At 68.5% G+C, this 22,419-nt stretch carries 22 protein-coding genes; 13 read left to right on the top strand and 9 right to left on the bottom strand.

Annotated features, from left to right (window positions below):
• The first annotated feature begins 114 nt into the window (after positions 1-114).
• The gene (locus AC07XP_RS30090; RefSeq protein WP_495266727.1) at positions 115-1,026 is read left to right on the top strand and encodes an MBL fold metallo-hydrolase; all 912 of its coding nucleotides are present in this window, start codon (positions 115-117) and stop codon (positions 1,024-1,026) included.
• A gap of 12 nt (positions 1,027-1,038) precedes the next feature.
• Here the strand turns inward: AC07XP_RS30090 and AC07XP_RS30085 are convergent, their stop codons facing one another.
• Complete coding sequence (locus AC07XP_RS30085; RefSeq protein ID WP_495266726.1) at positions 1,039-3,069, bottom strand: PEP/pyruvate-binding domain-containing protein; 2,031 nt, start codon at positions 3,067-3,069, stop codon at positions 1,039-1,041.
• Positions 3,070-3,143: 74 nt separating this feature from the next.
• Entirely contained in the window at positions 3,144-3,425 is a 282-nt protein-coding gene (locus AC07XP_RS30080) for a double zinc ribbon domain-containing protein (RefSeq protein ID WP_495266725.1), read from the bottom strand.
• A 223-nt stretch (positions 3,426-3,648) separates the two neighbouring features.
• Here AC07XP_RS30080 and gorA point away from each other — a divergent pair, with 223 nt between their 5' ends.
• A complete protein-coding gene (gene gorA / locus AC07XP_RS30075; RefSeq protein WP_495266724.1) occupies positions 3,649-5,007 on the top strand; it encodes a glutathione-disulfide reductase in 1,359 nt (452 codons plus the stop codon).
• Here gorA and AC07XP_RS30070 read toward each other — a convergent pair.
• From AC07XP_RS30070 to AC07XP_RS30055, 4 genes are all read right to left on the bottom strand, one after another.
• Positions 5,004-5,912 carry a ketopantoate reductase family protein gene (locus AC07XP_RS30070; RefSeq protein WP_495266723.1) on the bottom strand — a complete coding sequence of 303 codons (909 nt, stop codon included), beginning with the start codon at positions 5,910-5,912 and terminating at the stop codon, positions 5,004-5,006. The genes gorA and AC07XP_RS30070 overlap by 4 nt on opposite strands.
• 140 nt (positions 5,913-6,052) lie before the next feature.
• Entirely contained in the window at positions 6,053-6,208 is a 156-nt protein-coding gene (locus AC07XP_RS30065; RefSeq protein WP_495266722.1) for a hypothetical protein, read from the bottom strand.
• 121 nt (positions 6,209-6,329) lie between these two features.
• Positions 6,330-7,313: a hypothetical protein gene (locus AC07XP_RS30060; protein ID WP_495266721.1), complete on the bottom strand. Its 984-nt coding sequence runs from the start codon at positions 7,311-7,313 to the stop codon at positions 6,330-6,332.
• Between the two features lie 88 nt (positions 7,314-7,401).
• Positions 7,402-8,310, bottom strand: a complete 909-nt coding sequence (locus tag AC07XP_RS30055) for a LysR substrate-binding domain-containing protein (protein WP_495266720.1) — start codon at positions 8,308-8,310, stop codon at positions 7,402-7,404.
• Between the two features lie 187 nt (positions 8,311-8,497).
• Between AC07XP_RS30055 and AC07XP_RS30050 the strand changes: the two genes are divergently transcribed.
• From AC07XP_RS30050 to AC07XP_RS30020, 7 genes are all read left to right on the top strand, one after another.
• A complete protein-coding gene (locus tag AC07XP_RS30050; RefSeq protein WP_070061918.1) occupies positions 8,498-9,265 on the top strand; it encodes an ABC transporter permease in 768 nt (255 codons plus the stop codon).
• Positions 9,262-10,290 carry an ABC transporter ATP-binding protein gene (locus AC07XP_RS30045; protein WP_495266719.1) on the top strand — a complete coding sequence of 343 codons (1,029 nt, stop codon included), beginning with the start codon at positions 9,262-9,264 and terminating at the stop codon, positions 10,288-10,290. The genes AC07XP_RS30050 and AC07XP_RS30045 overlap by 4 nt, the downstream gene beginning before the upstream one ends.
• Positions 10,291-10,314: 24 nt before the next feature.
• A complete protein-coding gene (locus tag AC07XP_RS30040; RefSeq protein ID WP_495266718.1) occupies positions 10,315-11,391 on the top strand; it encodes an extracellular solute-binding protein in 1,077 nt (358 codons plus the stop codon).
• A gap of 13 nt (positions 11,392-11,404) precedes the next feature.
• Positions 11,405-12,226: an ABC transporter permease gene (locus tag AC07XP_RS30035; protein ID WP_062481405.1), complete on the top strand. Its 822-nt coding sequence runs from the start codon at positions 11,405-11,407 to the stop codon at positions 12,224-12,226.
• Complete coding sequence (locus tag AC07XP_RS30030) at positions 12,177-12,725, top strand: TIGR00725 family protein (RefSeq protein WP_495266717.1); 549 nt, start codon at positions 12,177-12,179, stop codon at positions 12,723-12,725. Before AC07XP_RS30035 ends, AC07XP_RS30030 begins: the two co-directional genes overlap by 50 nt.
• Before the next feature lie 45 nt (positions 12,726-12,770).
• Positions 12,771-14,288, top strand: coding sequence for an AMP nucleosidase (locus AC07XP_RS30025; RefSeq protein ID WP_062481401.1), 1,518 nt, complete (start codon positions 12,771-12,773; stop codon positions 14,286-14,288).
• A 114-nt stretch (positions 14,289-14,402) separates the two neighbouring features.
• Positions 14,403-15,425, top strand: a complete 1,023-nt coding sequence (locus AC07XP_RS30020; RefSeq protein WP_174250308.1) for a Bug family tripartite tricarboxylate transporter substrate binding protein — start codon at positions 14,403-14,405, stop codon at positions 15,423-15,425.
• Between the two features lie 12 nt (positions 15,426-15,437).
• On the opposite strand, the gene AC07XP_RS30015 is transcribed toward AC07XP_RS30020, so the two are convergent.
• Positions 15,438-16,133 (bottom strand): ArsR/SmtB family transcription factor, encoded by a 696-nt coding sequence (locus AC07XP_RS30015; RefSeq protein ID WP_495266716.1) that lies wholly within the window; start codon positions 16,131-16,133, stop codon positions 15,438-15,440.
• A gap of 83 nt (positions 16,134-16,216) precedes the next feature.
• Between AC07XP_RS30015 and AC07XP_RS30010 the strand changes: the two genes are divergently transcribed.
• Entirely contained in the window at positions 16,217-17,383 is a 1,167-nt protein-coding gene (locus AC07XP_RS30010; protein WP_495266715.1) for a cytochrome P450, read from the top strand.
• On the opposite strand, the gene AC07XP_RS30005 is transcribed toward AC07XP_RS30010, so the two are convergent.
• The gene (locus AC07XP_RS30005) at positions 17,384-18,349 is read right to left on the bottom strand and encodes a flavin-nucleotide-binding protein (RefSeq protein WP_495266714.1); all 966 of its coding nucleotides are present in this window, start codon (positions 18,347-18,349) and stop codon (positions 17,384-17,386) included.
• Complete coding sequence (locus tag AC07XP_RS30000) at positions 18,346-19,014, bottom strand: glutathione S-transferase family protein (protein WP_487847444.1); 669 nt, start codon at positions 19,012-19,014, stop codon at positions 18,346-18,348. Before AC07XP_RS30000 ends, AC07XP_RS30005 begins: the two co-directional genes overlap by 4 nt.
• A 105-nt stretch (positions 19,015-19,119) precedes the next feature.
• On the opposite strand from AC07XP_RS30000, the gene AC07XP_RS29995 reads away from it, so the two are divergent.
• From AC07XP_RS29995 to AC07XP_RS29985, 3 genes are read left to right on the top strand one after another with little or no spacing between them, the layout of a single operon-like run.
• Positions 19,120-20,010, top strand: coding sequence for a LysR family transcriptional regulator (locus tag AC07XP_RS29995; protein ID WP_495266713.1), 891 nt, complete (start codon positions 19,120-19,122; stop codon positions 20,008-20,010).
• Positions 20,011-20,048: 38 nt separating this feature from the next.
• Positions 20,049-21,014: an ATP-binding cassette domain-containing protein gene (locus AC07XP_RS29990; RefSeq protein WP_062481101.1), complete on the top strand. Its 966-nt coding sequence runs from the start codon at positions 20,049-20,051 to the stop codon at positions 21,012-21,014.
• 11 nt (positions 21,015-21,025) lie between these two features.
• Entirely contained in the window at positions 21,026-21,874 is an 849-nt protein-coding gene (locus AC07XP_RS29985; RefSeq protein WP_495266712.1) for an ABC transporter permease, read from the top strand.
• Positions 21,875-22,419 lie beyond the last annotated feature (545 nt).

Here is a 22,419-nt window from a genome sequence, read left to right as displayed (position 1 = left end):
GTCTTCATGGGGGGATGACAGTTCGCGAAATAACATTATATGAATTCATATAATATTTGTCGCTTGATTGATTGAATGAGTGCCTGGCTTCCAGGCACCGCAGAAGGAGCGCCGATGACCCCGACCCCCATGCCCCCACGCGCCACCACCCAGGCCTTCTTCGATCCCGCGACGGGCACGGTGTCCTACGTGACTTGGGACCGCGCGACGAAGCGCGCCGCCGTCATCGACCCGGTGCTCGACTACGACTTCCGCTCCGGCCACACCGACACCGCGTCGGCCGACCGCCTGCTGGCCTACGTGCGCGCGCAGGCGCTGCAGGTCGACTGGGTCCTGGAGACCCACGCGCACGCCGACCACCTCTCGGGCGCGCGCCATGTGCAGTCGCAGGCCGGCGGGCGCATCGCCATCGGCGAGCACATCCGCACGGTGCAGGCCACCTTCCGCAGCCTCTACAACCTGGAACGCGACTTCCTGCCCGACGGCAGCCAGTTCGACCACCTGTTCAAGGACGGCGAACGCTTTCACATCGGCGAGATCGAGGCGCAGGCGCTGCGCGTGCCCGGCCACACGCCGGCCGACATGGCCTACCTCGTCGACGACGCGGTCTTCGTCGGCGACACGCTCTTCATGCCCGACCTGGGCAGCGCCCGCGCCGACTTCCCGGGCGGCGACGCGCGCGAGCTCTACCGTTCGATGCGCCGGCTGCTCGCGCTGCCGCCCGAGACCACGCTGTACGTCTGCCACGACTACCCGCCCGCCACGCGCGAGCCGCGCTGGCAGAGCACGGTGGCGCAGCAGCGCGCCCACAACATCCACGTGCGCGACGGCATCGGCGAAGACGAGTTCGTGCGCATGCGCACCGCGCGCGACGCCACGCTCGAAGTGCCGACGCTGATCCTGCCGTCGATGCAGGTCAACGTGCGCGGCGGCCGCCTGCCGCCGCCCGACGACAACGGCGTGGCCTACCTGCGCATTCCGCTGAACACGCTGCCGGGCCACCGCCCGCGCGCCGTGCCGGGCTGAGCGCGCAGTGAACTAGCGCCGCCGCTCCACATACGGCCGCGCCTGCAGCAGCACGATCTTGTCGCCCACCGTCGCCCATTCGATGTCCTGGTCGACCGCATTGAAGGTGCGCTTCACCGCCGCGCCCACGGCGGCGAGCCGCACCACCAGTTCGTCGGTCAACACGTGGCGGCCGACTTCCACGGGCACTTCCTTCACGCCGCCGTCCTTGTCCAGCTGCAGCGCCGTCTCCTCGGCCGAGCGGCTGAGCACCTGGATGGCCTTGGACCAGCTCGAGTACATCACCTGCTCCGCCACGCGCTTGCCCTCGACCACGCGGATGCCGATGCCGCGCTTGGCCGAGATGTAGGTGACGTGCGGGTGGCCCGCGTCGAAGGGGTCGCGCGTGATCATCACGCCGGCGTTGGTCGAGTCGATGGCGGTCTGCACGAACACGCCCATCAGCACCGATTCGGCGCCGAAGCCCGCGGCGCTGCGCGCCTCCCAGGCTTCGGGGTTGAACACCGAGGCCCACACTTTCTTCACCGCGAGCTCGAGCGCGTCGCCGGTCTTCACGTTGGGCACCGTGGTGTAGAGCCCCGCGCCGCTGAAGCCCGGCAGGTCTTCCGAGTTGGACGAGCTGCGCACGAACACGCCGCCCCCGCCCAGCTGCGCCTGCCACGCCGCGCGCCAGGCCGCCGCGGTGGCAGGCTCGACGGGCCATTGCACGATCTCGTCGCGCAGCTGCGCCAGCGCCTTCTGCCGCACCTGCGGGTCGCCCGCGAAGCCGGGCTGCTGCTGCATGCGCGCGAGGCGCTCGGCCAGCCCGTTCGACCGCATGAAGCGGTCGTAGTGCGCGAACGGAATGCAGAAGCCGTCGGGCACGGTGGTCGAGGGAATGCGCGCGGCCAGCACCGCACCGAGGTTGGCCGCCTTCGAGCCGCAATACACGCTGTGGCGCGCACGCAGCGAGGCCAGCGGCAGCAGGCGCGTCTCGCGCAGGTCGGGCTTCGCGGCCTTGCTGCCGGGCAGCGCGCCGGTGGCGGCGGCACGCGCGGCGCGCGGCGGCAGCGCGGCGATTTCTTCCGGCGTGAGGCGGCGCAGCTGGTAGCCCGAGGCCGCCACCTTCAACGCCACCCACTGGCCCGCGTGCGCCTTCAACACCGTGGCGGCATCGCGTACGTAGGCGTTCGGAATGCCCCAGCCCTTGGCCAGCAGGTTGACGTGCGATAGCGCCGTGGACGGCCGCTCGGTGAGCACGCCGGCCACCGGCGGCAGGTTGATCGGCACCTCGCGCAGCACGGCGATGTCGTCGGGCAGCAGCGCGTTCAGGCCCGAGGCGTCGTTCACGATGCGCACGCGGCCGGTGGCGGTGCCCAGGTTCATCGGCAGGAAGGGCTGCTCGCGGATCAGCGCCTCCTGGCTCACGAAGTCGATGCCGGCCTCCTTCGCGATGCGCTCGTGCAGCGTGGAGTTGGTCTTGAACTTCACCGGCGCGAAGAAGCTGGCCTTCACCTGCGCCTCGGCCTCGCGCAGCAGCGGCACCGTGAGCCGGTCGCCTTCCCAGAACTCGTAGGTGAAGGTGCCGATGTTCTGCTGCCAGCTCAGCGTGCCGAACAGGAAGCGGCGGTCGGGCACGAGGTAGTTGCGGTCGATCTCGCGCTTGATCGTGTTCGGCGTGAGCCGCGTGTCGCGCAGGAAGCGCACGTGCAGCTGGAAGCGCGGCGTGTCGATGTAGTGCATGCGCGCCGGTTTGGCCTGTCGGTCGATCGCGAACAGCACATGGGCCAGCTGCATCGGCGTGCCCGCGTCGTAGACGCGCGCCAGCGTGTCGAAATCGCCCTGGCTGCGCAGCGCCGGCAACGAGGCGGGCACGGCCGGGCGCGGCACCAATTGCGCGGCAGGCCCTTCGGGCTGTGGCTGGTTCTGTTGCTGGTAGTACGACGGCTTGCGCGCGAGCTGCGCGCCGGCCGGCGCGACGGCCATCGCGCACAGCGCCAGGACCGGCAGCCACGCCAGTGCCGCGCCGTCCTTTTTCTTCTGCCTGTTGGAATCGTTCTTCATGGGGCTCCTCCTTCATTGCCGACAAGCGCGGATTCTCGCTGGCGGCCCGCCCCATTTTTCGCGCGTCAGCCGCGCTACGTCGCCTGCGTCGACTGCCCGCATTGCGCGCAGAACTTCGCGCCGGGCACCAGCGCCGTGCCGCACTGCCGGCAGGCCGCGGGCAGCATCGACGTGCCGCATTGCTGGCAGAAGCGCGCACCGGCGACGTTCACCGCGCGGCAGGCCGGGCAGGCGCTGCCGCCGGGTGGCGGCGGCGGTGCGTCGCGGCCATACCCATAGCCACCTTGCGAACCATGGTGCCCACCACCACCGCCGTGGCGCGCGCCGCCATGTCCACCGAAGAGTCGTTCCAGCATGCCCATGTGTTTCTCCCTTGCGTCGTGCAACAGGCCGGTGGCAACGTCGCCGGTGGCGATGAATTCCCGCGGGCCTGATTGCAGTGGATTCCCTGAAGCAGCTTCAGGGTCAAGCGCCCCTCGGCAAAGACCCTCGCAGGCCGCGGTGCTTCACGGCCATGCCCATGCCGAAAGCGCCGCCGCCGCCCCGCCGCTACAGTCGGCCGCAAGGAGCGTCTTTCACATGCAACCATTCGATTTCGACCTCTTCGTCATTGGCGGCGGCAGCGGCGGTGTGCGCGCCGCGCGCATGGCGGCGCAGACCGGCGCACGCGTCGCGCTGGCCGAGGCCGCCGAGCTCGGCGGCACCTGCGTCAACGTGGGCTGCATCCCGAAGAAGCTCTACAGCTATGCGGCCGGCTATGCCGAGTCTTTCGAGGAAGCCGAAGGCTACGGCTGGAAGCTCCCGTCGGCGCCGCAGTTCGACTGGGCGCATCTCAAGGCCCAGCGCGCCAAGGAGATCAGCCGGCTCAACGGCATCTACGGCTCGCTGCTGAAGAACTCGGGCGTCACGCTCGTCACCGGCTGGGCCCAGCTGGTCGATGCGCACACGGTGGAAATCGAAGGCAAGCGCCACACCGCGCGCCATCTGCTGGTGGCCACCGGCGGCACACCCTTCGTGCCCGAGATTCCAGGCCGCGAACACATCGTGACCTCCGACGCGATGTTCGACCTCGACCCGTTCCCCAAGCGCCTGCTGGTGGTGGGCGGCGGCTACATCGCCTGCGAGTTCGCGTCGATCTTCAACGGCCTGGGTTCCAAGGTGACACAGCTGCACCGTCGCGCCCACCTGCTCACCGGCTTCGACGACGACGTGCGCCAGTTTCTTGCCAACGAGATGGGCAAGGCCGGCGTCGACGTGCGCCTGAACTGCGAGGCCTCGTCGATCGCGCGCGGCCCCGACGGCCTCGTGGTCACGCTCGCGCGCGGCCAGCAGATCGAGGCCGACACCGTGCTCTTCGCCACCGGCCGCGTGCCCAACACGCAGGGCCTCGGCCTCGAGGCGGCGGGCGTGAAGCTCGACGACAAGGGTGCCATCGCGGTCGATGCGCACTACCGCAGCTCGGTGCCGTCGATCTACGCGGTGGGCGACGTGTCGACCCGCGTGCAGCTCACGCCCGTGGCGCTGGCCGAAGCGATGGTGGTGGTCGACGCGCTGTTCGGCAAGGGCAAGCGCGGCATGGACTACGAGTTCATTCCCACTGCCGTGTTCACTCATCCCAACATCGGCACCTGCGGCTACAGCGAGATCGACGCGCGCGCGAAGTTCGGCGAGGTCACCGTGTTCTCCAGCGAGTTCAAGTCGCTGCGCCACACCCTCTCGGGCCGCAGCGAGCGCACCTTCATGAAGCTCGTGGTCGACAAGAAGAGCGATCGCGTAGTGGGCCTGCACATGGTGGGCGCGGACGCGGGCGAGGTGGTGCAGGGCTTCGCGGTGGCGATGCGCGCGGGCGCGACAAAGGCGCTGTTCGACAGCACCATCGGCATCCATCCCACCGCCGCCGAAGAGTTCGTGACGATGCGCGAACCCATGCCCGGCTAGGCGCCGGCCTGGGGCTGCTTGCCTTCCAGCAGCTTCACCATCACGAACAGCACCCGGTTCGCCGGCGTCGGCACGCCCAGCGCCTCGCCGCGCCGCACGACCAGCCCGTTGAGGTGGTCGATCTCGCTGCGCTTGCCGCGTGCGAGGTCCTGCGCGGTCGACGAGTACTGCGAGGGCATCGACTGCGCGATGCCGCGCACCGCCGCGTCGACGTCGCCCGGAATCACCACGCCCTCGGCCTTCGCCACCGCGAGGCATTCGGCGACCACGTCGCGGATCACGTCCGTCACGCCCGTGCCCTGCACGAGCTCGCCATACGGCAGCTGCGACACGGCCGACAGCGCGTTGTAGGCGCAGTTGAGCACCAGCTTGGCCCACAGCGCGCCGCGCACGTTGTCGGAAATCTGCGTGGGCACGCCGGCGGCGATCAGCGCCTGCGCGACCTCGTCGCTGCGGCGCGACGGCGCGATCACCAGCTCGCCGCGGCCGTGGTGCTTCACATGGCCCGGCCCCGCCATCTCGGTCGCCACATAGACCACGGCGGCGGCCACGTCGTGCGACGGCAGCGCCGCGCGCACGCGCGCGTCGTTGTCGACGCCGTTCTGCAGCGTGAGCACCAGCGCGCCGGGCGCGAGGTGCGGCTGGATCTGCGCGGCGGCCGATTCGGTGTCGGTGGACTTCACGCAGAACAGCACGAGGTCGGCGCCCTGCACGGCGCCCGCTTCGGTGCTGGCCTCGAGGCGCACCTGTTCATCGAAGGCCTTGGTCTCCAGCCGCAGCCCGTGCGCGCGCACCGCCTCCACATGCGAAGGCCGGCCGATCAGCACGACTTCGTGGCCCGCGCGCGCCAGCATGGCGCCGTAGTAACAGCCGACCGCGCCGGCACCCATGACTGCGACTTTCATATACGCCCTCCCGGTTAGATCAACGGCCTTCATGAATTACCCCGACTTTTGGCTTCTTGCCTTTGCACATGCTTTTGGTCATCTTTCGAGTCTGTTTGCTTGGCGCACCCCAATTGCAATCATGTTTACGGGAACACCGCCTACTTCTCGGCCTTCTTTTGCAAGCTCCGCCGGATGCCGAAAAAGCCGACGAGGACGAATGCGATCAGTAGCGAAGCAAACGGATGCGCTTCGATCACTGCCAGGTATTCAGCGAGCACACCAGGGCTCAGTTTTGTCAATTCCACGAGATTCACCGTTCAGTTGTGAGTGTGGTCAGACTGTGCGGGAAGGGGCGTCTAAGGCAGCTCCCGAAACAGGCTTGCCGCTGCAACAGGCAGCCTTGCCGTTACGGCTACCCCGGCAGCCGGGAGTTGATCAGCTTGTCGAGCTCCGATCACCGGCCGCCGCCCTCAACGCCTCATAGATCAATCGCTCAGGATCTGCCGATGCGTCTCGAAGCCGTTCGGGAACCTGTGAAGCAAGACGGCGGGCGATTGCAATATCGGAGCCTTTCTGGGTTGCCGCTTGGACAAGTGCCCACTGCTTCAACTCGCGAGTCGCCCTGTGACGCTCTGCACCACCTTTTCTACCCGCATGCTTTGCGTCACTGCGCAACATTTCCTCCCTGCCATCCCAGCCCGAAACGAAGCCGGCCTGCCACATCGCGCTTGCGGCAGATGACATGAATCTTTGCTTCTGTCTCGGATCTTGTTGCGCAAGAGCAGCGTCAATCCAAAGCACCGCAACGCCCGCAAGCAGCGCCTCCTGAGTAAGCGGCCAGACCGAATCCGAAGCGGGAGTTGTTGTTAGAAACGCTGGTTTTCCACTCACACCGTCAACATGAGCAGACCAGTTGAAAAGCGTGTCTGCTGCCGACTCCGACACCCCAACGAGAGAAAGAGCTAAAAAATCTTCCTGCACAAAGAGCTTGCTGTTGCCCCAAGGAAGGGCATGAACTCGCTCCAAATACTGCTCTGCCCTCTCGGGATAAAACTCTCGATAGATTTTCATTCGAGAAACCATCCATAGGACAGAGGAAAGCTGCGATCGCACAAGCTCAACACCTGCAACCCTCACCGCATTGAGGCCCGATTCAGGGTTGTTACTCCCTCCTGCTGTGTGCCAAGCACTCCTTACAAGCGAGGCGGTCTCATCATCAACGATCTCGTCTGACCTCAATCGATACTCATGACCAGGACTGCTCGGATAGTCAAAGCGGACAACTTCAAGGCAATCCAATACTGGTTGAGGCGTGATTGGGAAGTTTGTCACCGCGGTCGTGCTCCACGCATAGAACTCCGGCGTTTCCGGATCTTGCATTTGCGCTTCCCGTAGCAAGGTCGCTATCTCAGTTTTCATGGTCCATTTTCCGGGTCAGATTCTTCTCGCGTTGAGGGTCCGTTTACTTGCCAGCTCAGACATGACCATCGCGAATACCGCCGTGATGCTATAGCTCCACGCCGCGCGACTTCTGCCCTTCGCCCATGATCCATTCGCGAAACGCCGCGAAGGCCGGCAGGTCGAGGCGGTCGGGCCGGTAGCACAGGTAGTGGCCCTGGTCCACGCGCACCGGCGTGCCGCAGGGGCTCAGCAGCGCGCCTTCGGCCAGCTCTTCCTGCACCAGCAGCTTGGGCACGAGGCCGATGCCCAGCCCGTTGAGCGCCGCCTGGATCAGCGCCGAGTACTGCGCGAAGCGCGGGCCGGCCACGGTCTGCACCTCGGGCACGCCGTGCTGCGCGGCCCACTGGCGCCAGGCGGTGGGTGCGCCCTCGTGGTGCAGCAAGGTGTGGCCGACGATGTCGATGGGCTGCACGATGCGATGCCGCCCCTCGACCAGCGCGCGCGCCACGATCAGCACGAACTCGCGCCCCGCAATGTATTCGGACACCACGCCGGGCCAGCCGTCAGGGCCGTAGCGGATGGCGGCGTCCACGCCGGCCGGGATGCCGTCGCTGGGCTCCAGGTGGCGGCTGAAGCTCAGCATCACGTGGCGGCTTTTCTGGCTGAAGGCCGGCAGGCGCGGAATGAGCCATTTTGTGAGGAAGGTGGGCACGCTGGCCAGCGTGAGCAGGCCGGCGCCGGCATCGCCCGAGCGGGCCTCGAAGGTCGCGGTCTCGATGGCGCGCAAGCCGCCCGAGATCTTCTGCCAGTACACGCGCCCCTGCGGCGTGAGCTGCACGCCGCGCCCATTCTTCTGCAGCAGCTCGCGGCCCAGGAAAGCCTCGAGCCCCGCGATCTGCTTGCTGACGGCGCTCACGGTGATGCACAGGGCACCGGCCGCGAGCGTGATGCTCTGCTGGCGCGCCACGGCGTCGAAGGCCAGCAGTTCCTGGATGGTGGGGCAGTCGCGTTTCATGCCTGGCTCCGGTTGATGAAAGTCGTGTGAAAAACACTTGCCGATTGCTCAAGTGTCGTCATCCAACTTTCACCCATAAGTGTGCATCTGCTTCCTAGAATTCGCTGGAACGCGGCAATCCGCCGTGGGCAAAAAGTAGAGCATCCGGAAAGTATGCCGGGTGCGCTAGACCTTCGGAGACACCCCCTTGATTCGCGGCATCTCGCTCGTCTACGGCCTGTACCTGCTGCTGCCCATCGCCCTGCTGGCGATCGGCAGCTTCGGCGGCAACTGGACCAACACGCTGCTGCCCACGGGCGTCACCGGGCAGTGGTATGTCGACCTGTGGCTGGACACCTCGTTCCGCAAGGCCTTCGTGAGCAGCCTCGTGGTGGCGATGGCGGCCTGCGCGATCAACACGGTGCTGGCGCTGCCGCTGGCCTATGCGCTGTACCACGGCGCGCGGCGCGGCAGCAGCATCGCGGCGCGCATCGTGAGCGCCACGCCGGTCGCGGTGCCGACCATCACGCTGGCCTTCGGCTACATGATCGTGTTCAACACCGACCTCGCGCCGTGGCTGGGCTCGATGCCGCTGCTGATCGCGGCGCACGCGATCCTCACGCTGCCCTACCTCACCAACACGCTGCTCACCGACCTGCGCCACCTGGACCTCGGGCGGCTCGAGCAGGCCGCCGCCACGCTCGGCGCCTCGGGCTGGCAGCAGTTCACCGGCATCGTGCTGCCCAGCCTGCGCCAGAGCCTGATCAGCGGGCTGGTGATGGTGGCGGCCATCTCGGTGGGCGAGTTCGGGTTGTCGAACCTGCTCACGAGCTTCCAGAACCGCACCTACCCGGTGGTGCTGCTGCAGGCCTTCTACGGCGCGACGGGCTTTGCCTGCGCGGCGACCGTCATCCTTCTCGTGCTGGCGAGCGCGTCGGCCCTTCTTTCCTCTTCTCTGGTGAAGCAGCGCGCATGAGCCTCCTCCTGGACAACGTCAGCTACAACTACCCCGGCAGCGCGCACGGCCTGCACGACGTGTCGCTCGACGTGCGCACGGGCGAACTCGTGGCAGTGATCGGGCCCAGCGGCTCGGGCAAGTCGACGCTGCTCAAGCTGGTGGCGGGGCTGGAGACCGGCCACACGGGCCGCATCGTGCTCGGCGGCGACGACATGTCGCGCACGCCGGTGCACCAGCGCCACATCGGCATGGTGTTCCAGAGCTACGCGCTGTTTCCGCACCTGAGCGTGCTGGACAACGTGGCCTACGGGCTCAAGCTGCGCAAGGTGGACACGGCCCCGCGCCGCCAGCGCGCGCAGGAGCTGCTCGACATCGTCGGGCTGGGCGACCATGCACAGCGCGCGGTGGCGCAGCTCTCGGGCGGCCAGCAGCAGCGCGTGGCCCTGGCCCGTGCGCTCGCCATCGATCCGCGTGCGTTGCTGCTCGACGAGCCGCTGTCGGCACTCGACGCCAGCGTGCGCGGCCACCTGCGCGACCAGATCCGCGCGATCCAGCAGCGCTTCAACGCGACCACGCTGCTGGTCACGCACGACCAGGAAGAAGCGCTGGTGATGGCCGACCGCGTAGCGATGCTGAAAGACGGCCGCCTGCTGCAGATCGCCACGCCGCGCGAGATCTACGAGCACCCTGCCAGCCGCGCGGTGGCCGAGTTCGTCGGGCTCTCGACCATCCTGCCCGCCAAGGTGGCCTCGCCGGGCCGGCTCGACATGGGCTTTGCCGAGCTCTTCGCCGAGACCGGCAACCGGCCCTTCGGCACCGCGGTGCACGTGCTGGTGCGCCCCGAACACATCCGCCCCGACCCGGCGCCCGACAGCGTGAACCGCCTGGCCGGCCGCACCGGCGCGCAGCGCTACCTGGGTGCGCTCACGCGCTACGACTTCGACGTGACGGGCGCGGGCAAGCCCTTCCTCGCCGAGTCGGCCGCGCCGGCGGCCGAAGCGATCGCCATCGCCCCCGAACACCTTCGCCTGCTCGACCACTGACCTTTTCCTTCCAAGGAGCCCCCCATGCAACGCAGACATCTGATCCAGGCCGCCGGCGCACTGCCCGTGCTGTCGCTCGCGCGCACCGCTTTCGCCTTCGACGGCCCCGAGCTCTACGCGGGCGAGAAGGCGCTGTACGCCGAAGCGCAGAAGGAAGGCCTGTGCGTCTCCTTCGACACCGGCCCCGAGTGGGCCAACTGGAAGTCGCTGTTCCGCGACTTCAAGAAGCGCTACCCCGAGATCGAGCTGACCTACAACGACATCGGCTCAGCCGCCACCGTGGTCGCGCTCGAAAAAACCAAGCGCCGCCCGCAGGCCGACACCGCCTACTACTTCGCCGCCTCCGCTGTCGATGCCGCGAAGAAGGACGTGGTCGCGCCCTTCAAGCCCGTCAACTTCGACAAGCTGCCCGCCGTGTTCCGCGAGGCCGAGGGCCGCTGGTTCACCATCCACACGCTCAACATCGCGTTCCTCGTGAACAAGAAGCTGGTGAAGAACGTGCCCACCGGCTGGGCCGACCTGCTCAAGCCCGAGTTCAAGAGCACGGTGGTCTACCTCGACCCGCGCTCGACCGGCATCGGCCAGGTGCTGACCTTCGCGGCGGCCTACGCCAATGGCGGCAGCGTGGACAACGTGCAGCCCGGCACCGACTACCTGGGCAAGCTGCATGCGGCCGGCAACGTGCTGCGCGTGGAAGGCACCACGCCGTATGCCAAGTTCCTGAAGGGCGAGATCCCGGTGTGGATCAGCTACGAGAACGACGGCCTGAAGGCCAAGCACGTCGACGGCATGGGCGACGCGATCGAGGTCGTGATCCCGAAGGAGGCCAGCGTGGCCGCGCCCTATGCCATCAGCCTGGTGAAGAACGGCCCGAACCCGAACGCCGGCAAGCTGTGGCTCAACTTCATCATGAGCGAGGCCGGCCAGTCGCTGTTCGCGCAGGGCTTCGTGCGGCCTGCCGTGCCGGGCACGCCGCTCTCGGCCGATGTCGCGGCCAAGATGCCGGCCGCGCCGCAGATCAAGCCCCTCGACGTGGTGAAGGCCTCGGAGCGCAAGGCCGAGGTCGACAAGCTCTGGGCGCAGGCCGCGCTGGGCAAGTAAGAAGAAGGCCGTGATGCGACGCTTTGGCGCCTGGCCCGCGTGGGCCTTCATGGCGCTGTTCTTCGCGGTGCCGCTGGCGGCGCTGCTGCCCGAGGCCTTCGGCGAGGGCGGCAGTGCCTTCGGGCGGCTGTTCGGCAACCCGCTGTTCCTGGGCGCACTGCGCAACACGCTGGGCCTGGGCCTGGCGGCGGGCGCGATCTCGGCGCTGGTGGGCACATGCATCGCCATCGAACTGGCGCGCCAGCCCGAAGGCCGGCGCCAATGGATGATGACCTTGCTGGGCCTGCCGCTGGCGTTCTCGGGGCTGGTGATCGCCTACGGCTTCATCCTCGCCTTCGGCCGCGCCGGCTTCGTGACGCAGCTGCTCGCGGGCCTGGGCGCCGACCCGGCCGTCATCGGCAGCTGGATCTACAGCGTGTCGGGCCTGGGGCTGGCGTATGCCTACTACCTGATCCCGCGCGTGGCGCTGTCGCTGTACCCCGTGTTCGCCAACCTCGACCTGCGCCCGGCGCAGGCGGCGCGCACGCTGGGCGCCTCGAAGGCGCGCGCCTTCCGGGACACGGTGCTGCCCGAGGTGCTGCCCTCGGTGCTGTCGAACGCCTGCATGGTGGCCGCGATTGCCATGGGCACCTACGGCACGGCGCTGGCGCTGGTGGGCACGCAGTTGAACATCCTGCCGCTGATGCTGCTCGCGCAGGTGGGCGACGGCGGGTCCGATTTCGCGGTGGCGGCGGCCCTGTCGCTGGTGCTGATGGTGGTGTGTGTGGTCGTGATGGGAGTGGGCGATGTCTTTACACGAAGGCGCGAGCGCGGTGCTGTCGGCGCCGGTCACTGAGGCGCTGACGCGCCTGGCGCAACGGCAGTGGGGGCCCCATCGCCACCGCCAGCCGGTGGCGATGCTCGGCCCGGGCGACGGCGGCCCGGCCGAATGCGAGGCCGCCTACGCGGTGGCGCATGCGCTGGCCGGCGCGGGCATGGCGGTGGTCTGCGGCGGGCGCGGCGGCGTGATGGCCGCGGCCTCGCGCGGCGCGGTGGAGGCCGGCGGCATCGCCGTGGGCATCCTGCCCGAGGACGACGACCGCAATGCCAACGAATGGCTCAGCGTGGCCATTCCCACCGGCATGGGCGAGATGCGCAACGGCATCATCGCGCGCAGCGGCGTGTGCCTGGTCGCCATCGGCGGCAACATGGGCACGCTGTCCGAGATGGCGATGGGGCTGAAATGGGGCAAGCCGGTGTTCGTGATGCACGGCGACGTCGCCCTGCCCGGCGCGGTGCAGGCCACGGACGTGGACGACATGCTGGCCAAGGTGCTGGCCTGCCTTTTGGACTGACCGTCTGGCCTCCCCATCGACACGGGCGCATTGCACAATGACGGCATGCCCTACATGCCCACCTTCGTCGCTCCCGCCCGCTTCACCGACGCCGCCGAGGCGCTCGACCAGGTCAAAGCCATCTACCAGGGCGGCCTGGCCCACCTGCGCGAATCGATGCTGCGCTTCGTCGCCGGCGAGGCGCTGCCGGGCCGGGTGCGGGCCTGCTACCCGTTCGTGCGGGTGCACACGCACACCGTCTCGCGCCACACGCCGCCGGCCAACGCCGGCCTGAGCTACGGCTTCGTGGCCGGCCCCGGCCGCTACGAGACCACGCTGACGCGGCCCGACCTGTTCTCGCGCTACTACCTCGACCAGTTCCGCCTGCTGCTGGAAAACCACCAGGTCGAGATCGAGGTGGGCACCAGCACGCAGCCCATCCCGATCCACTTCTCGTTCGCCGAGAACGACCACATCGAAGGCACGATGAGCGCCGAGCGCCGCGCCCTCATGCGCGACGTGTTCGACCTGCCCGACCTGGGCGCCATGGACGACGGCATCGCCAACGGCACCTTCGAGGCGCTGCCCGGCGAGCCGCAGCCGCTGTCGCTGTTCACGGCGGCGCGCGTCGACTACTCGCTGCACCGCCTGCGCCACTACACGGGCACGGCGCCCGAGTGGTTCCAGAACTTCGTGCTGTTCACCAACTACCAGTTCTACATCGACGAGTTCGTGCGCCTGGGCCACGAGGCCATGGCCGACGAAAACAGCGAGTACATCGCCTTCATCGAGCCCGGCAACGTGATCACGCGCCGGCGCGGGCTGGCCGCCGGCCACAGCGACACCTTCGCCCACCTGCTGGACGGCAGCCAGGGCACTGCGCCGCCGCGCCTGCCGCAGATGCCGGCCTACCACCTGGTGCGCGAGGACTACAGCGGCATCACCATGACCAACATCGGCGTCGGCCCGGCCAACGCCAAGACCATCACCGACCACATCGCCGTGCTGCGCCCGCACGCCTGGATGATGCTGGGCCACTGCGCGGGCCTTCGCAACACGCAGCAGCTGGGCGACTACGTGCTGGCCCACGCCTACGTGCGCGAGGACCACGTGCTCGACGAGGAGCTGCCGCTGTGGGTGCCGATTCCGGCGCTGTCGGAGATCCAGCTCGCGCTCGAGCAGGCGGTGGCCGACGTCACGAAGTGCGAGGGCCCCGACCTGAAGACGATCATGCGCACCGGCACCGTGGCCAGCACCGACAACCGCAACTGGGAGCTGCTGCCCGGCAACCAGCCGCAGCGCCGCTTCAGCCAGAGCCGCGCCGTGGCGCTGGACATGGAAAGCGCGACCATCGCGGCCAACGGCTTCCGCTTCCGGGTGCCCTACGGCACGCTGCTGTGCGTGAGTGACAAGCCGCTGCACGGCGAGATCAAGCTGCCCGGCATGGCCAACCACTTCTACCGCGAGCGCGTGGAACAGCACCTGCGCATCGGCATGCGCGCCATCGAGATCCTGCGCCAGGAGGGCACCACCCGGCTGCACAGCCGCAAGCTGCGAAGCTTCGCGGAAGTGGCTTTCCAGTAGGCTCCGACGCCTTTCTCCCCTTTGTCCCCTCAGGGTTTCTCCCTGTGCGGGCGAGGGCGTGTTTGCCTTGTTTCGCGGACATCATTGGCTGTCACGTACACAACTGGAAACACGATGCGCCCGTCTTCGCCGCCTGCCGCCGCCCTTCCCCTGTCCCGCCGCCGCTTCGGCACCTGGCTGGCAGCCTCGGCCGCTGCCGCCGGTGCGGGCCAGGCCGCGCTGTGGGCCGGCAACGCCCGCGCGGCCGACGCGCCGCTGAGCAGCAAGCTGCGCATCGTCATTCCTGCGAACGAAGGCGGCGGCTGGGACCAGACCGGCCGCGCCCTCGGCGCCGCCCTGCTGGCCTCGGGCGCCGTGGGCACCGTCACCTACGAGAACATCGGCGGCAAGGGCGGCACCATCGGGCTGGCCAAGTACGTCGAGAAGTACGACGCCGACCCCGAGGCGCTGCTGGTCAGCGGCATGGTGATGGTCGGCGCGGTGGCGCTGCAAAAGCCCGCCGTCACGCTGGCGCATGTGTCGCCCGTGGCGCGCCTGACCAGCGACTACGAGGTGGTCGCCGTCAAGGCCGACTCGCCCATCAAGACCCCCAAGGACCTCGTCGCCCAGCTGCGCGCCGATGCCGCCAACACGGTCATCGCGGGCGGCTCGGCCGGCGGCGTGGACCACATGTTCGCCGGCATGCTGGCGCGCGTGGCCGGCGCCTCGGCGTCGCTGAACTACCAGCCGCACCCGGGCGGCGCGCAGGTGGTCGAGGCGCTCGAAACGGGCAAGGCGGCGGTCGGCATCTCGGGCTACAGCGAGTTCGCCGAGAACATCGCCAACGGCAAGCTGCGCGCCATCGGCGTGTCGTCCAAGCACCCGTTCCAGGGGATCGCCTCGGTGCGCCAGCAGGGCGTGGACGCCGACCTGGCCAACTGGCGCGGCGTGATGACCGGCAAGAAGGTGCCGCCCTACCGCCGCGGCCAGCTGCTCGAGGCGGTGCAACGCGCCACCACGCACGACCTCTGGCAGAAGACCATCAAGCGCAACAACTGGGACCCGTACTGGATGGCGGGGAAGGACTTCGAGAGCTTTCTCGAACTCGACACGGCGATGGCCGGCCCGCTCATTTACCTGCTCAAGCTGAAGGCCTGAGCGCCTTCGCCCTCAGGCAAACAACTCCGGCATCTCGCGCTGCGCCTTCGGCGTGAGCGTGAGCGCGCGCCCGTCGAGTTCCTGCCGCACCCAGCCGCGCCGCAGCGACAGCTGCAGCCACGCGGCGCCGAGCGCGCCGCCCAGGTGCGGGCGGCGTTCGCTCCAGTCGAGGCAGGCGCAGGCGAAGCGGCGGCGCGAGCGGCGCACGGCGTCGACCTCGACGCCCAGGCTCTCCAGCGCGATGGCGCCGTCGGGCGTGAGTTCGTACGAGCCGCTCGCCAGGCCGCTGAGCCAGCCCTGCGCATGCAGCCGGTCGTGCAGCGCGACACCCGCGGTGCCGGCCATGTGGTCGTAGCAGGTGCGGGCGCTGCGCAGGCGGCTCGGCGTGTTGGGCTGGAAGGCGGTGGCCGCAGGGCGCGACGCGCCGGCCACGACCATGAGGCTTTCGAGCGCGGCGGCCACGTCGTCGCTGGCCAGGCGGAAGTAGCGGTGCTTGCCTTGCACGAGCACCTCGACCAGCCGCTCTTCCTTCAGGCGCGCGAGGTGCGCGCTCGCGGTCGAGGCCGCCACCTCGGCCACCGTGGCCAGCTCGGTGGCAGTGCGGGCGTGGCCGTCCATCAGGCAGTTCAGCATGCGGGCACGCGCCGGCTCGGCGATGGCGCCGGCGAGGCGGGCGAGCTGGAAGTCGGAAGCGGTGGTGTCGTCCATGCGGGCATCCTAAGGCGACGCCGCATCCCACACTTCGTTCGCGACCGAAGTGTGTCGGCGGCGGCGAATGCACACTGCGCGCCATGAACACCGCCACCCTCACCCACCACCCCGCCGACCCGGTCGCCGCCGCCACGCATGCCGACCCGTACCCGTACTACGCCACGCTGCGCGACGGCCCGCCGCTCGCGTGGCACGACGGCTTGCGCGTGTGGGTCGCGAGCCGCGCCGATGTCGTCATGCAGGTGCTGCAGGCCCACGGCGCGTTGCGCGTGCGCCCCGCTGCCGAGCCCGTGCCGCGCGCGATCGTGGGCAGCCCGGCGGGCGAGGTGTTCGGCCACCTCGTGCGCATGAACGACGGCCCCGCGCACCAGGCGCACCGGCCGGCCTTGCAGCGCGCGCTGGCCGGGCTCGACCTGCAGGCGGCGCACGCCGCCGCGCTCGACGTGGCGCGGCAAGTGCCGGCGCAGGCGCCGCTGTCCGAGGCGCTGTTCTCGCTGCCCGTGCGGGCGATGGCCCACCTGCTTGGTTTCGACGATGCGACCTTGCCGCAGGTGGACCGCTGGATGCGCGACTTCGTCGCCTGCCTTTCACCGCTGTCGAACGCCGACCAGCTGCAAGCGGCGAGCGTGGCGGCCGGCGCGCTGATGAACCGTTTCGAAACCCTGAGCGCGAACGCCTCGCCGCGCGACGGCACGCTGCTGGCAGCGGTGCTGGCCGAAAGTGCCGCGAGCGCGCCGCTCTCGCGCGCGCTGCTGGCGAACCTCGTGGGCCTGCTCTCGCAGACCTGCGACGCCACAGCGGGCCTGCTGGGCAACAGCCTGATCGCACTGGCGCGCGAGCCTGCGCTGCGCCCGCTGGCGCGCACGCGCGATGGGCTGCTCACCATCGTCGAGGAGACGTGTCGCCATGACCCATCGGTGCAGAACACGCGCCGCTTCGCGATCGAGCCCGTCGAGATCGCCGGCACCTCGCTGGCGGCGGGCGATGCGGTGCTGGTGCTGCTGGCCTCGGCGCACCGCGACCCGGCGTTCAACCCCGAGCCCGACCGCTTCATGCCCGTGCGTGCGCAGCGCCGCGTGCTTGGCTTCGGCCATGGCATGCATGCATGTCCGGGGCAGGCGCTGGCTTGCACGCTGGCAGCTGCTGGCCTCGAAGCGCTGTTGCGTCAACGAAGCGCACCCGATCTCGATGCGCTCAGTTGGCACTATCGGCCGTCAGTCAACGGGCGCATTCCCGTCTTCGACTAGTCAGTGCGCGGCCCAGCGCCCCGTGCCCGCCAGGTGCGGCGACAACGCGGCCTCGCCCCAGCGCAGCGGCAGCGCGGCCGGACGGCGCAGCGCGCGGGTGACATGAAAGCGCATCAGCCGCTCCGCCCCTTCGAACGCCGCCACCTCGGGCCCCTCCGTGACGATCTCTGCCGTGGCGCTCAGGTGCAGCAGCTCTCCCGTGTCGAAATCGACGAACAGCAGACCCGCGCGCGGATGCGCCTGCAGGTTGCCCAACGTGTTGAAGAAGCGGTTGCCGTTGAAGTCGGGCACCGTGAGCACGCCGCCCGCATCGACGCGCACGAAGCCCGGCCGACCGCCGCGGTGCGACACGTCGACGCCGTGCGAGCGTGCATCGGCCGCGTCGCCCACCGCCACCGCGTCGGGGTAGGCCGTGGCGATGAACAGCGTGTCGGACGCGCCGATGAGCCGTTCGGCCGCGAGGTCGAGCGTGTCGAGCCACTGCACGGCGGGCTCGTTGGCCGGCGGTGCGGCGAACACCGGCTCGCGCGCCTGGATGTAGCGCGGGCAGTTGCCGAAGCTCTGCTGCACCTCGACCATGAAGCCCGCTGCATCGAGCGCCTCGACCGTGCCGTTCATGCGATTGCGCCGCCGCGTGTGCGGCTGGATGCCCAGCAGCCCCAGCGTGGCACCGGGCGCGAGCTGGCCGGTGAGCGGATCGCCGGCGCCCGGCAGTGCATCGATGCGCAGGTGCGTCGCGTCGGGCGAGTGCGCAAAGCCGGCGGGCGCGGCGAGCATGCTGGCCCACGGCTGCAGGTCGGCGTCGAGGCTGCCGACCACGAGGAACGGCAGCAGCGCGAAGAACTCGCGGTGCTGGTCGGGCATGTAGTCGCGGATCACGCGCGGGCCCATCGCCTCCATCTGCTCGCGCGCGCCCACGAGCGATTGCAGCGCGCGCTCGCCGGCGTGGAAGGGTGCGGCGATCATGACGCCACCGCCAGGCCGACCGGCGAACGCACCATCGGCACGAACCCGGGCAAGGCTTCCACGCGCGCCAGCCAGGCGCGCAGCTGCGGGTAGGCGTCGAGCGACACGCTGCCTTCGGGCGCATGGGCCACGTAGGCGTAGTTCGCGATGTCGGCCAGCGTGGCCGACGGCCCCGCGAGGAAGGGCTGCTCGGACAGGCAGGTCTCCATCACCGCGAGCAGCGCGTGCGAGCGCTTGACGGTCTCGGTGCGGTCGGCGTCCACGCCGAACAGCACCATGATGCGCGCCGCCGCCGGGCCGTAGGCCAGTGGGCCGGCCGCCACCGAGAACCAGCGCTGCACGCGCGCCGCGCCCACCGGGTCGCGCGGCATCCAGCGCGCCGGGTCGGGGGCGTAGCGTTCGTTGAGGTACACGAGGATGGCGTTGGAGTCGGCCAGCGTGACCTCGCCGTCCTCAATCACCGGCACCTGGCCGAAGGGGTTGCGCGCCAGGAACTCCGGCGTGCGGTGCTCGCGCTGGCGCAGGTTGAGCTCGACGATCTCGAAGGGCAGGCCCAGCACCGAGAGGAAGAAGCGCACGCGGTGCACGTGGCCCGAGATGGCGCTGCCGAAGAGCTGGATCGGCTGGGCGGGCTGGCGGGTGTTGTTGGTGCTGTTCTCGATCATGAAGAGTCCTTCGGGTGGGTATGGCCTCGATTCTTCTCTCTTCCACCAAATGAATGAATAGCCTTTTCCGGATTTGACTGCTGCGTTTTCCGGTTTAATCGCGCCATGGATCGCTTCAAGGCCATGCAGACCTTCGTGCAGATTGCCGACCAGGGCAGCCTGACCCGCGCCGCCGAGGCGCTCGGCAGTTCGCTGCCCGCCGTGGTGCGCGCGCTCGCCGCGCTCGAGGCGCATCTGGGCGTGCGCCTGTTTCACCGCACCACGCGGCGCCTGTCGCTCACCGAGGAAGGCCGCCACTATCTGCCGAGCGCGCGCGAGGTGCTGCTCGCGGCCGACGCCGCCGACCAGGCGCTGAAGGCCGAGGCGCGCGAGCCCGCGGGGCAGCTGGTCATCACCGCGCCGGTGCTGTTCGGCCACATGTACGTGGCGCCGGCCATCGTGCGTTTCATGCAGCGCCACGAGAAGGTGCGCTGCAGCGTGCGGCTGCACGACCGCACGGTGAACCTGCTCGAGGAGGGCATCGATGTCGGCATCCGCATCAGCCCGCTCGAAGACTCGTCGCTGGTGGCGCAGACGCTGGGCACCATCCGCCGCGTGGTGGCGGCCAGCCCCGCCTTCCTGGCGCAGCACGGCGTGCCGCGCCATCCGCGCGACCTGGCGGGCGCACCCTGCGTGCGCGGGCGCATCGATGCACCGTCGCAATGGGCGTTCCGCGACAGCGGCAAGACCGTGCACGTGACCCCCGACAACCGCCTCGAGTTCAACCACCTCGCGCCCGCCATCGAGGCCTGCGCCGCGGGCATGGGCTTCGGCACTTTCTTCTCCTACCAGGTGCTGCCGCATGTGGCGCAGGGCCGGCTGCAGCTGGTGCTCGAAGACTACGAGCCCGCGCCCCGGCCCGTGAGCGTGATCTACCCGAACGCGCGGCTGTTGCCGGCGCGCACGCGGGCCTTCATCGACTGGATGAAAACCGAGTTCAGCGGCTTGCGCATGTAGCTGCTGCGCCAATCGGCCGGCTGCGTCAGAATGGCCGCGTGCCATCCCACACCACCCCCTCCTCGCCTTCCTCTTCGTCTTCTTCCCCGTTGTTCCAGGTCCGTGGGCTGCGCAAGCGCTACGGCGAGACCACGGTCGTCGACGACCTCTCGTTCGAGATCGCGCCCGGCGAGTGTCTGGGCGTGATCGGGCCGAACGGTGCGGGCAAGACCACCACCATCCGCATGTGCCTGGGCCTCACCGCCCCCGACGGTGGCAGCATCGAGGCGCTGGGCCTGCAGATGCCGCGCGACGCGCTGGCCATCAAGGCGCAGCTGGGCGTGGTGTCGCAGTTCGACACCCTCGACCCCGACTTCAGCTGCGCCGAGAACCTCGTGGTGTACGGCCGTTATTTCGGCTTCAGCAAGGCGCATGTGCGTGCGCGCGTGCCGCAGCTGCTGGAGTTCGCCGCGCTCTCGCACAAGGCCGACGCCAAGCCCGGCGAGCTGTCGGGCGGCATGCGCCGGCGCCTGTCGCTGGCGCGTGCGCTGGTGAACGACCCCAAGCTGTTGCTGCTCGACGAGCCCACCACCGGGCTTGATCCGCAGGCGCGGCACCTGATGTGGGAGCGGTTGCAGGTGCTGTTGCAGCAGGGCAAGTCGATCCTGTTGACCACGCACTTCATGGACGAGGCCGAGCGCCTGTGTTCGCGGCTGCTGGTGCTCGACCACGGCCGCAAGATCGCCGAGGGCCGGCCGCGCGACCTGATTGCCGAGCATCTGGAGCCTGATGTGGTCGAGGTGTATGGCAATGGGGCGCTGTCGCTGGCCGGATCGGCCGAGCTGCAGGCGCTGGCTGCGCGCGTGGAAGTGAGCGGCGAGACGGTGTTCTTCTACACGCAGGATGCGCGGCGTTTGCTTGATGCGCTGACGCAGCATGGCGGGCTGCGCACCTTTCATCGGCCGGCCAATCTGGAAGATCTTTTCCTCAAGCTCACCGGTCGGCAGATTCGCCAGGATGGCTAGGCCTTCTTTCTATGAACACAACCACAGCTTCTTCTGCCGTTTCTCCCGACTCACCTGTGCCGCCTTCACCCTCTGTGTGGCGTGCGCCTGAGCTGTCGATGCGATGGTGGCCGGTGTTTTTGCGCAACCTGCTGGTGTGGCGCAAGCTTGCCTTGCCGAGCCTGATCGGGAACATCGCGGAGCCGCTGATCTGGCTGGTGGCGTTTGGCTACGGGATGGGCGCTCTCGTCGGGCAGGTGACGGTGGATGGCACACAGGTGCCGTACATCCTGTTCCTGGCGAGTGGGTCGATCTGCATGAGCGCGATGAATGCGGCGAGCTTCGAGGCGCTGTATTCGGCGTTTTCTCGGATGCATGTGCAGAAGACTTGGGACGGGATCATGAATGCGCCGGTGGGGCTGGATGACATCGTGCTTGCGGAGATGTTGTGGGCGGCGTTCAAGTCGATTTTTACTGTGACTGCGATCTTGTTTGTGATGCTTGGGCTTGGGATCAGTCACAGCCCGAAGTTGATCGTGGCGTGGATGGTGTTGATCGGGTGTGGGATCACGTTTTCTTCTGTGGCGTTGATCTTCAATGCGTTGGCTAAGGGGTATGACTTTTTTACGTACTACTTCACGTTGTTCATGACGCCGATGATGTTTTTGAGTGGGGTGTTTTTTCCGCTGGAGCAGTTGCCTTCTGTTGTGCGTGCTGTGGCTGCTTGGTTGCCTTTGACGAATGCTGTTGCCTTGGTGCGGCCGCTGTTTATGGATCGGTGGCCTGAGGGGTGGTGGGTGCATGCGGGTGTGTTGGTTTTGTATGCGGTCGTTGCTTTCTGGGTTGCTTTGGCTTTGACTCGGAAGAGGTTTCGGGGGTAGTTCGTTGAGGTGTTGGCTTGGTTTGCTTCCCGAGGCCGGGTCTCGGCCCGGCGGCCGACCTACTTTTCTTTGCTTCGCCAAAGAAACGTAGGCAAAAGAAAGGCGACCCTGCTGTCTGCGTCCCTCCGCTTCGCTGCGGGCAACCTGCGGTGCTCACGTTCCGCGGGGTCTCGCAGAACTCGCTTCGCTCAAACAACTGCGAGCCCTGATCCGCGAAACGCTCCGCTCCTCGGCGCATACAGAAGGGGTTTGGATACCAACGGGCCTTTGCTTCGCTCGGCCAGTGAGCAGCAGCAGGCGCTTCGCGCCTGCTGCTGCTCGCATGGGGCGTGACGTGGAACTGGACAGGGCGCTGGCGCTGGCGCTGGCGCAGGCACATGTACACGTACGAGTACGAGCAACCCCGTGGCATCTGGCCGCTGGAAGTTCCGGGGCCGAGCGAAGCGAAGGCCCGTCCGGTGTCCAAATCCCCTCTGGCTGCGCCGAGGAGCGCAGCGTTTCGCGGATCAGGGCTCGCAGCTGTTTGAGCGAAGCGAGTTCTGCGA

Source organism: Variovorax sp. GW531-E2, from assembly GCF_059423125.1.
This window is presented reverse-complemented; position numbering and strand designations above follow the sequence as displayed.

Bases quoted from the DNA above. Each gene is read 5' to 3' on its own strand.
- AC07XP_RS30090 (WP_495266727.1), top strand. From the start codon at position 115: ATGACCCCGACCCCCATGCCCCCACGCGCCACCACCCAGGCCTTCTTC.
- AC07XP_RS30085 (WP_495266726.1), bottom strand. From the start codon at position 3,069: ATGAAGAACGATTCCAACAGGCAGAAGAAAAAGGACGGCGCGGCACTG.
- AC07XP_RS30080 (WP_495266725.1), bottom strand. From the start codon at position 3,425: ATGCTGGAACGACTCTTCGGTGGACATGGCGGCGCGCGCCACGGCGGT.
- gorA (WP_495266724.1), top strand. From the start codon at position 3,649: ATGCAACCATTCGATTTCGACCTCTTCGTCATTGGCGGCGGCAGCGGC.
- AC07XP_RS30070 (WP_495266723.1), bottom strand. From the start codon at position 5,912: ATGAAAGTCGCAGTCATGGGTGCCGGCGCGGTCGGCTGTTACTACGGC.
- AC07XP_RS30060 (WP_495266721.1), bottom strand. From the start codon at position 7,313: ATGAAAACTGAGATAGCGACCTTGCTACGGGAAGCGCAAATGCAAGAT.
- AC07XP_RS30055 (WP_495266720.1), bottom strand. From the start codon at position 8,310: ATGAAACGCGACTGCCCCACCATCCAGGAACTGCTGGCCTTCGACGCC.
- AC07XP_RS30045 (WP_495266719.1), top strand. From the start codon at position 9,262: ATGAGCCTCCTCCTGGACAACGTCAGCTACAACTACCCCGGCAGCGCG.
- AC07XP_RS30040 (WP_495266718.1), top strand. From the start codon at position 10,315: ATGCAACGCAGACATCTGATCCAGGCCGCCGGCGCACTGCCCGTGCTG.
- AC07XP_RS30035 (WP_062481405.1), top strand. From the start codon at position 11,405: ATGCGACGCTTTGGCGCCTGGCCCGCGTGGGCCTTCATGGCGCTGTTC.
- AC07XP_RS30030 (WP_495266717.1), top strand. From the start codon at position 12,177: ATGTCTTTACACGAAGGCGCGAGCGCGGTGCTGTCGGCGCCGGTCACT.
- AC07XP_RS30025 (WP_062481401.1), top strand. From the start codon at position 12,771: ATGCCCTACATGCCCACCTTCGTCGCTCCCGCCCGCTTCACCGACGCC.
- AC07XP_RS30020 (WP_174250308.1), top strand. From the start codon at position 14,403: ATGCGCCCGTCTTCGCCGCCTGCCGCCGCCCTTCCCCTGTCCCGCCGC.
- AC07XP_RS30015 (WP_495266716.1), bottom strand. From the start codon at position 16,133: ATGGACGACACCACCGCTTCCGACTTCCAGCTCGCCCGCCTCGCCGGC.
- AC07XP_RS30010 (WP_495266715.1), top strand. From the start codon at position 16,217: ATGAACACCGCCACCCTCACCCACCACCCCGCCGACCCGGTCGCCGCC.
- AC07XP_RS30005 (WP_495266714.1), bottom strand. From the start codon at position 18,349: ATGATCGCCGCACCCTTCCACGCCGGCGAGCGCGCGCTGCAATCGCTC.
- AC07XP_RS30000 (WP_487847444.1), bottom strand. From the start codon at position 19,014: ATGATCGAGAACAGCACCAACAACACCCGCCAGCCCGCCCAGCCGATC.
- AC07XP_RS29995 (WP_495266713.1), top strand. From the start codon at position 19,120: ATGGATCGCTTCAAGGCCATGCAGACCTTCGTGCAGATTGCCGACCAG.
- AC07XP_RS29985 (WP_495266712.1), top strand. From the start codon at position 21,026: ATGAACACAACCACAGCTTCTTCTGCCGTTTCTCCCGACTCACCTGTG.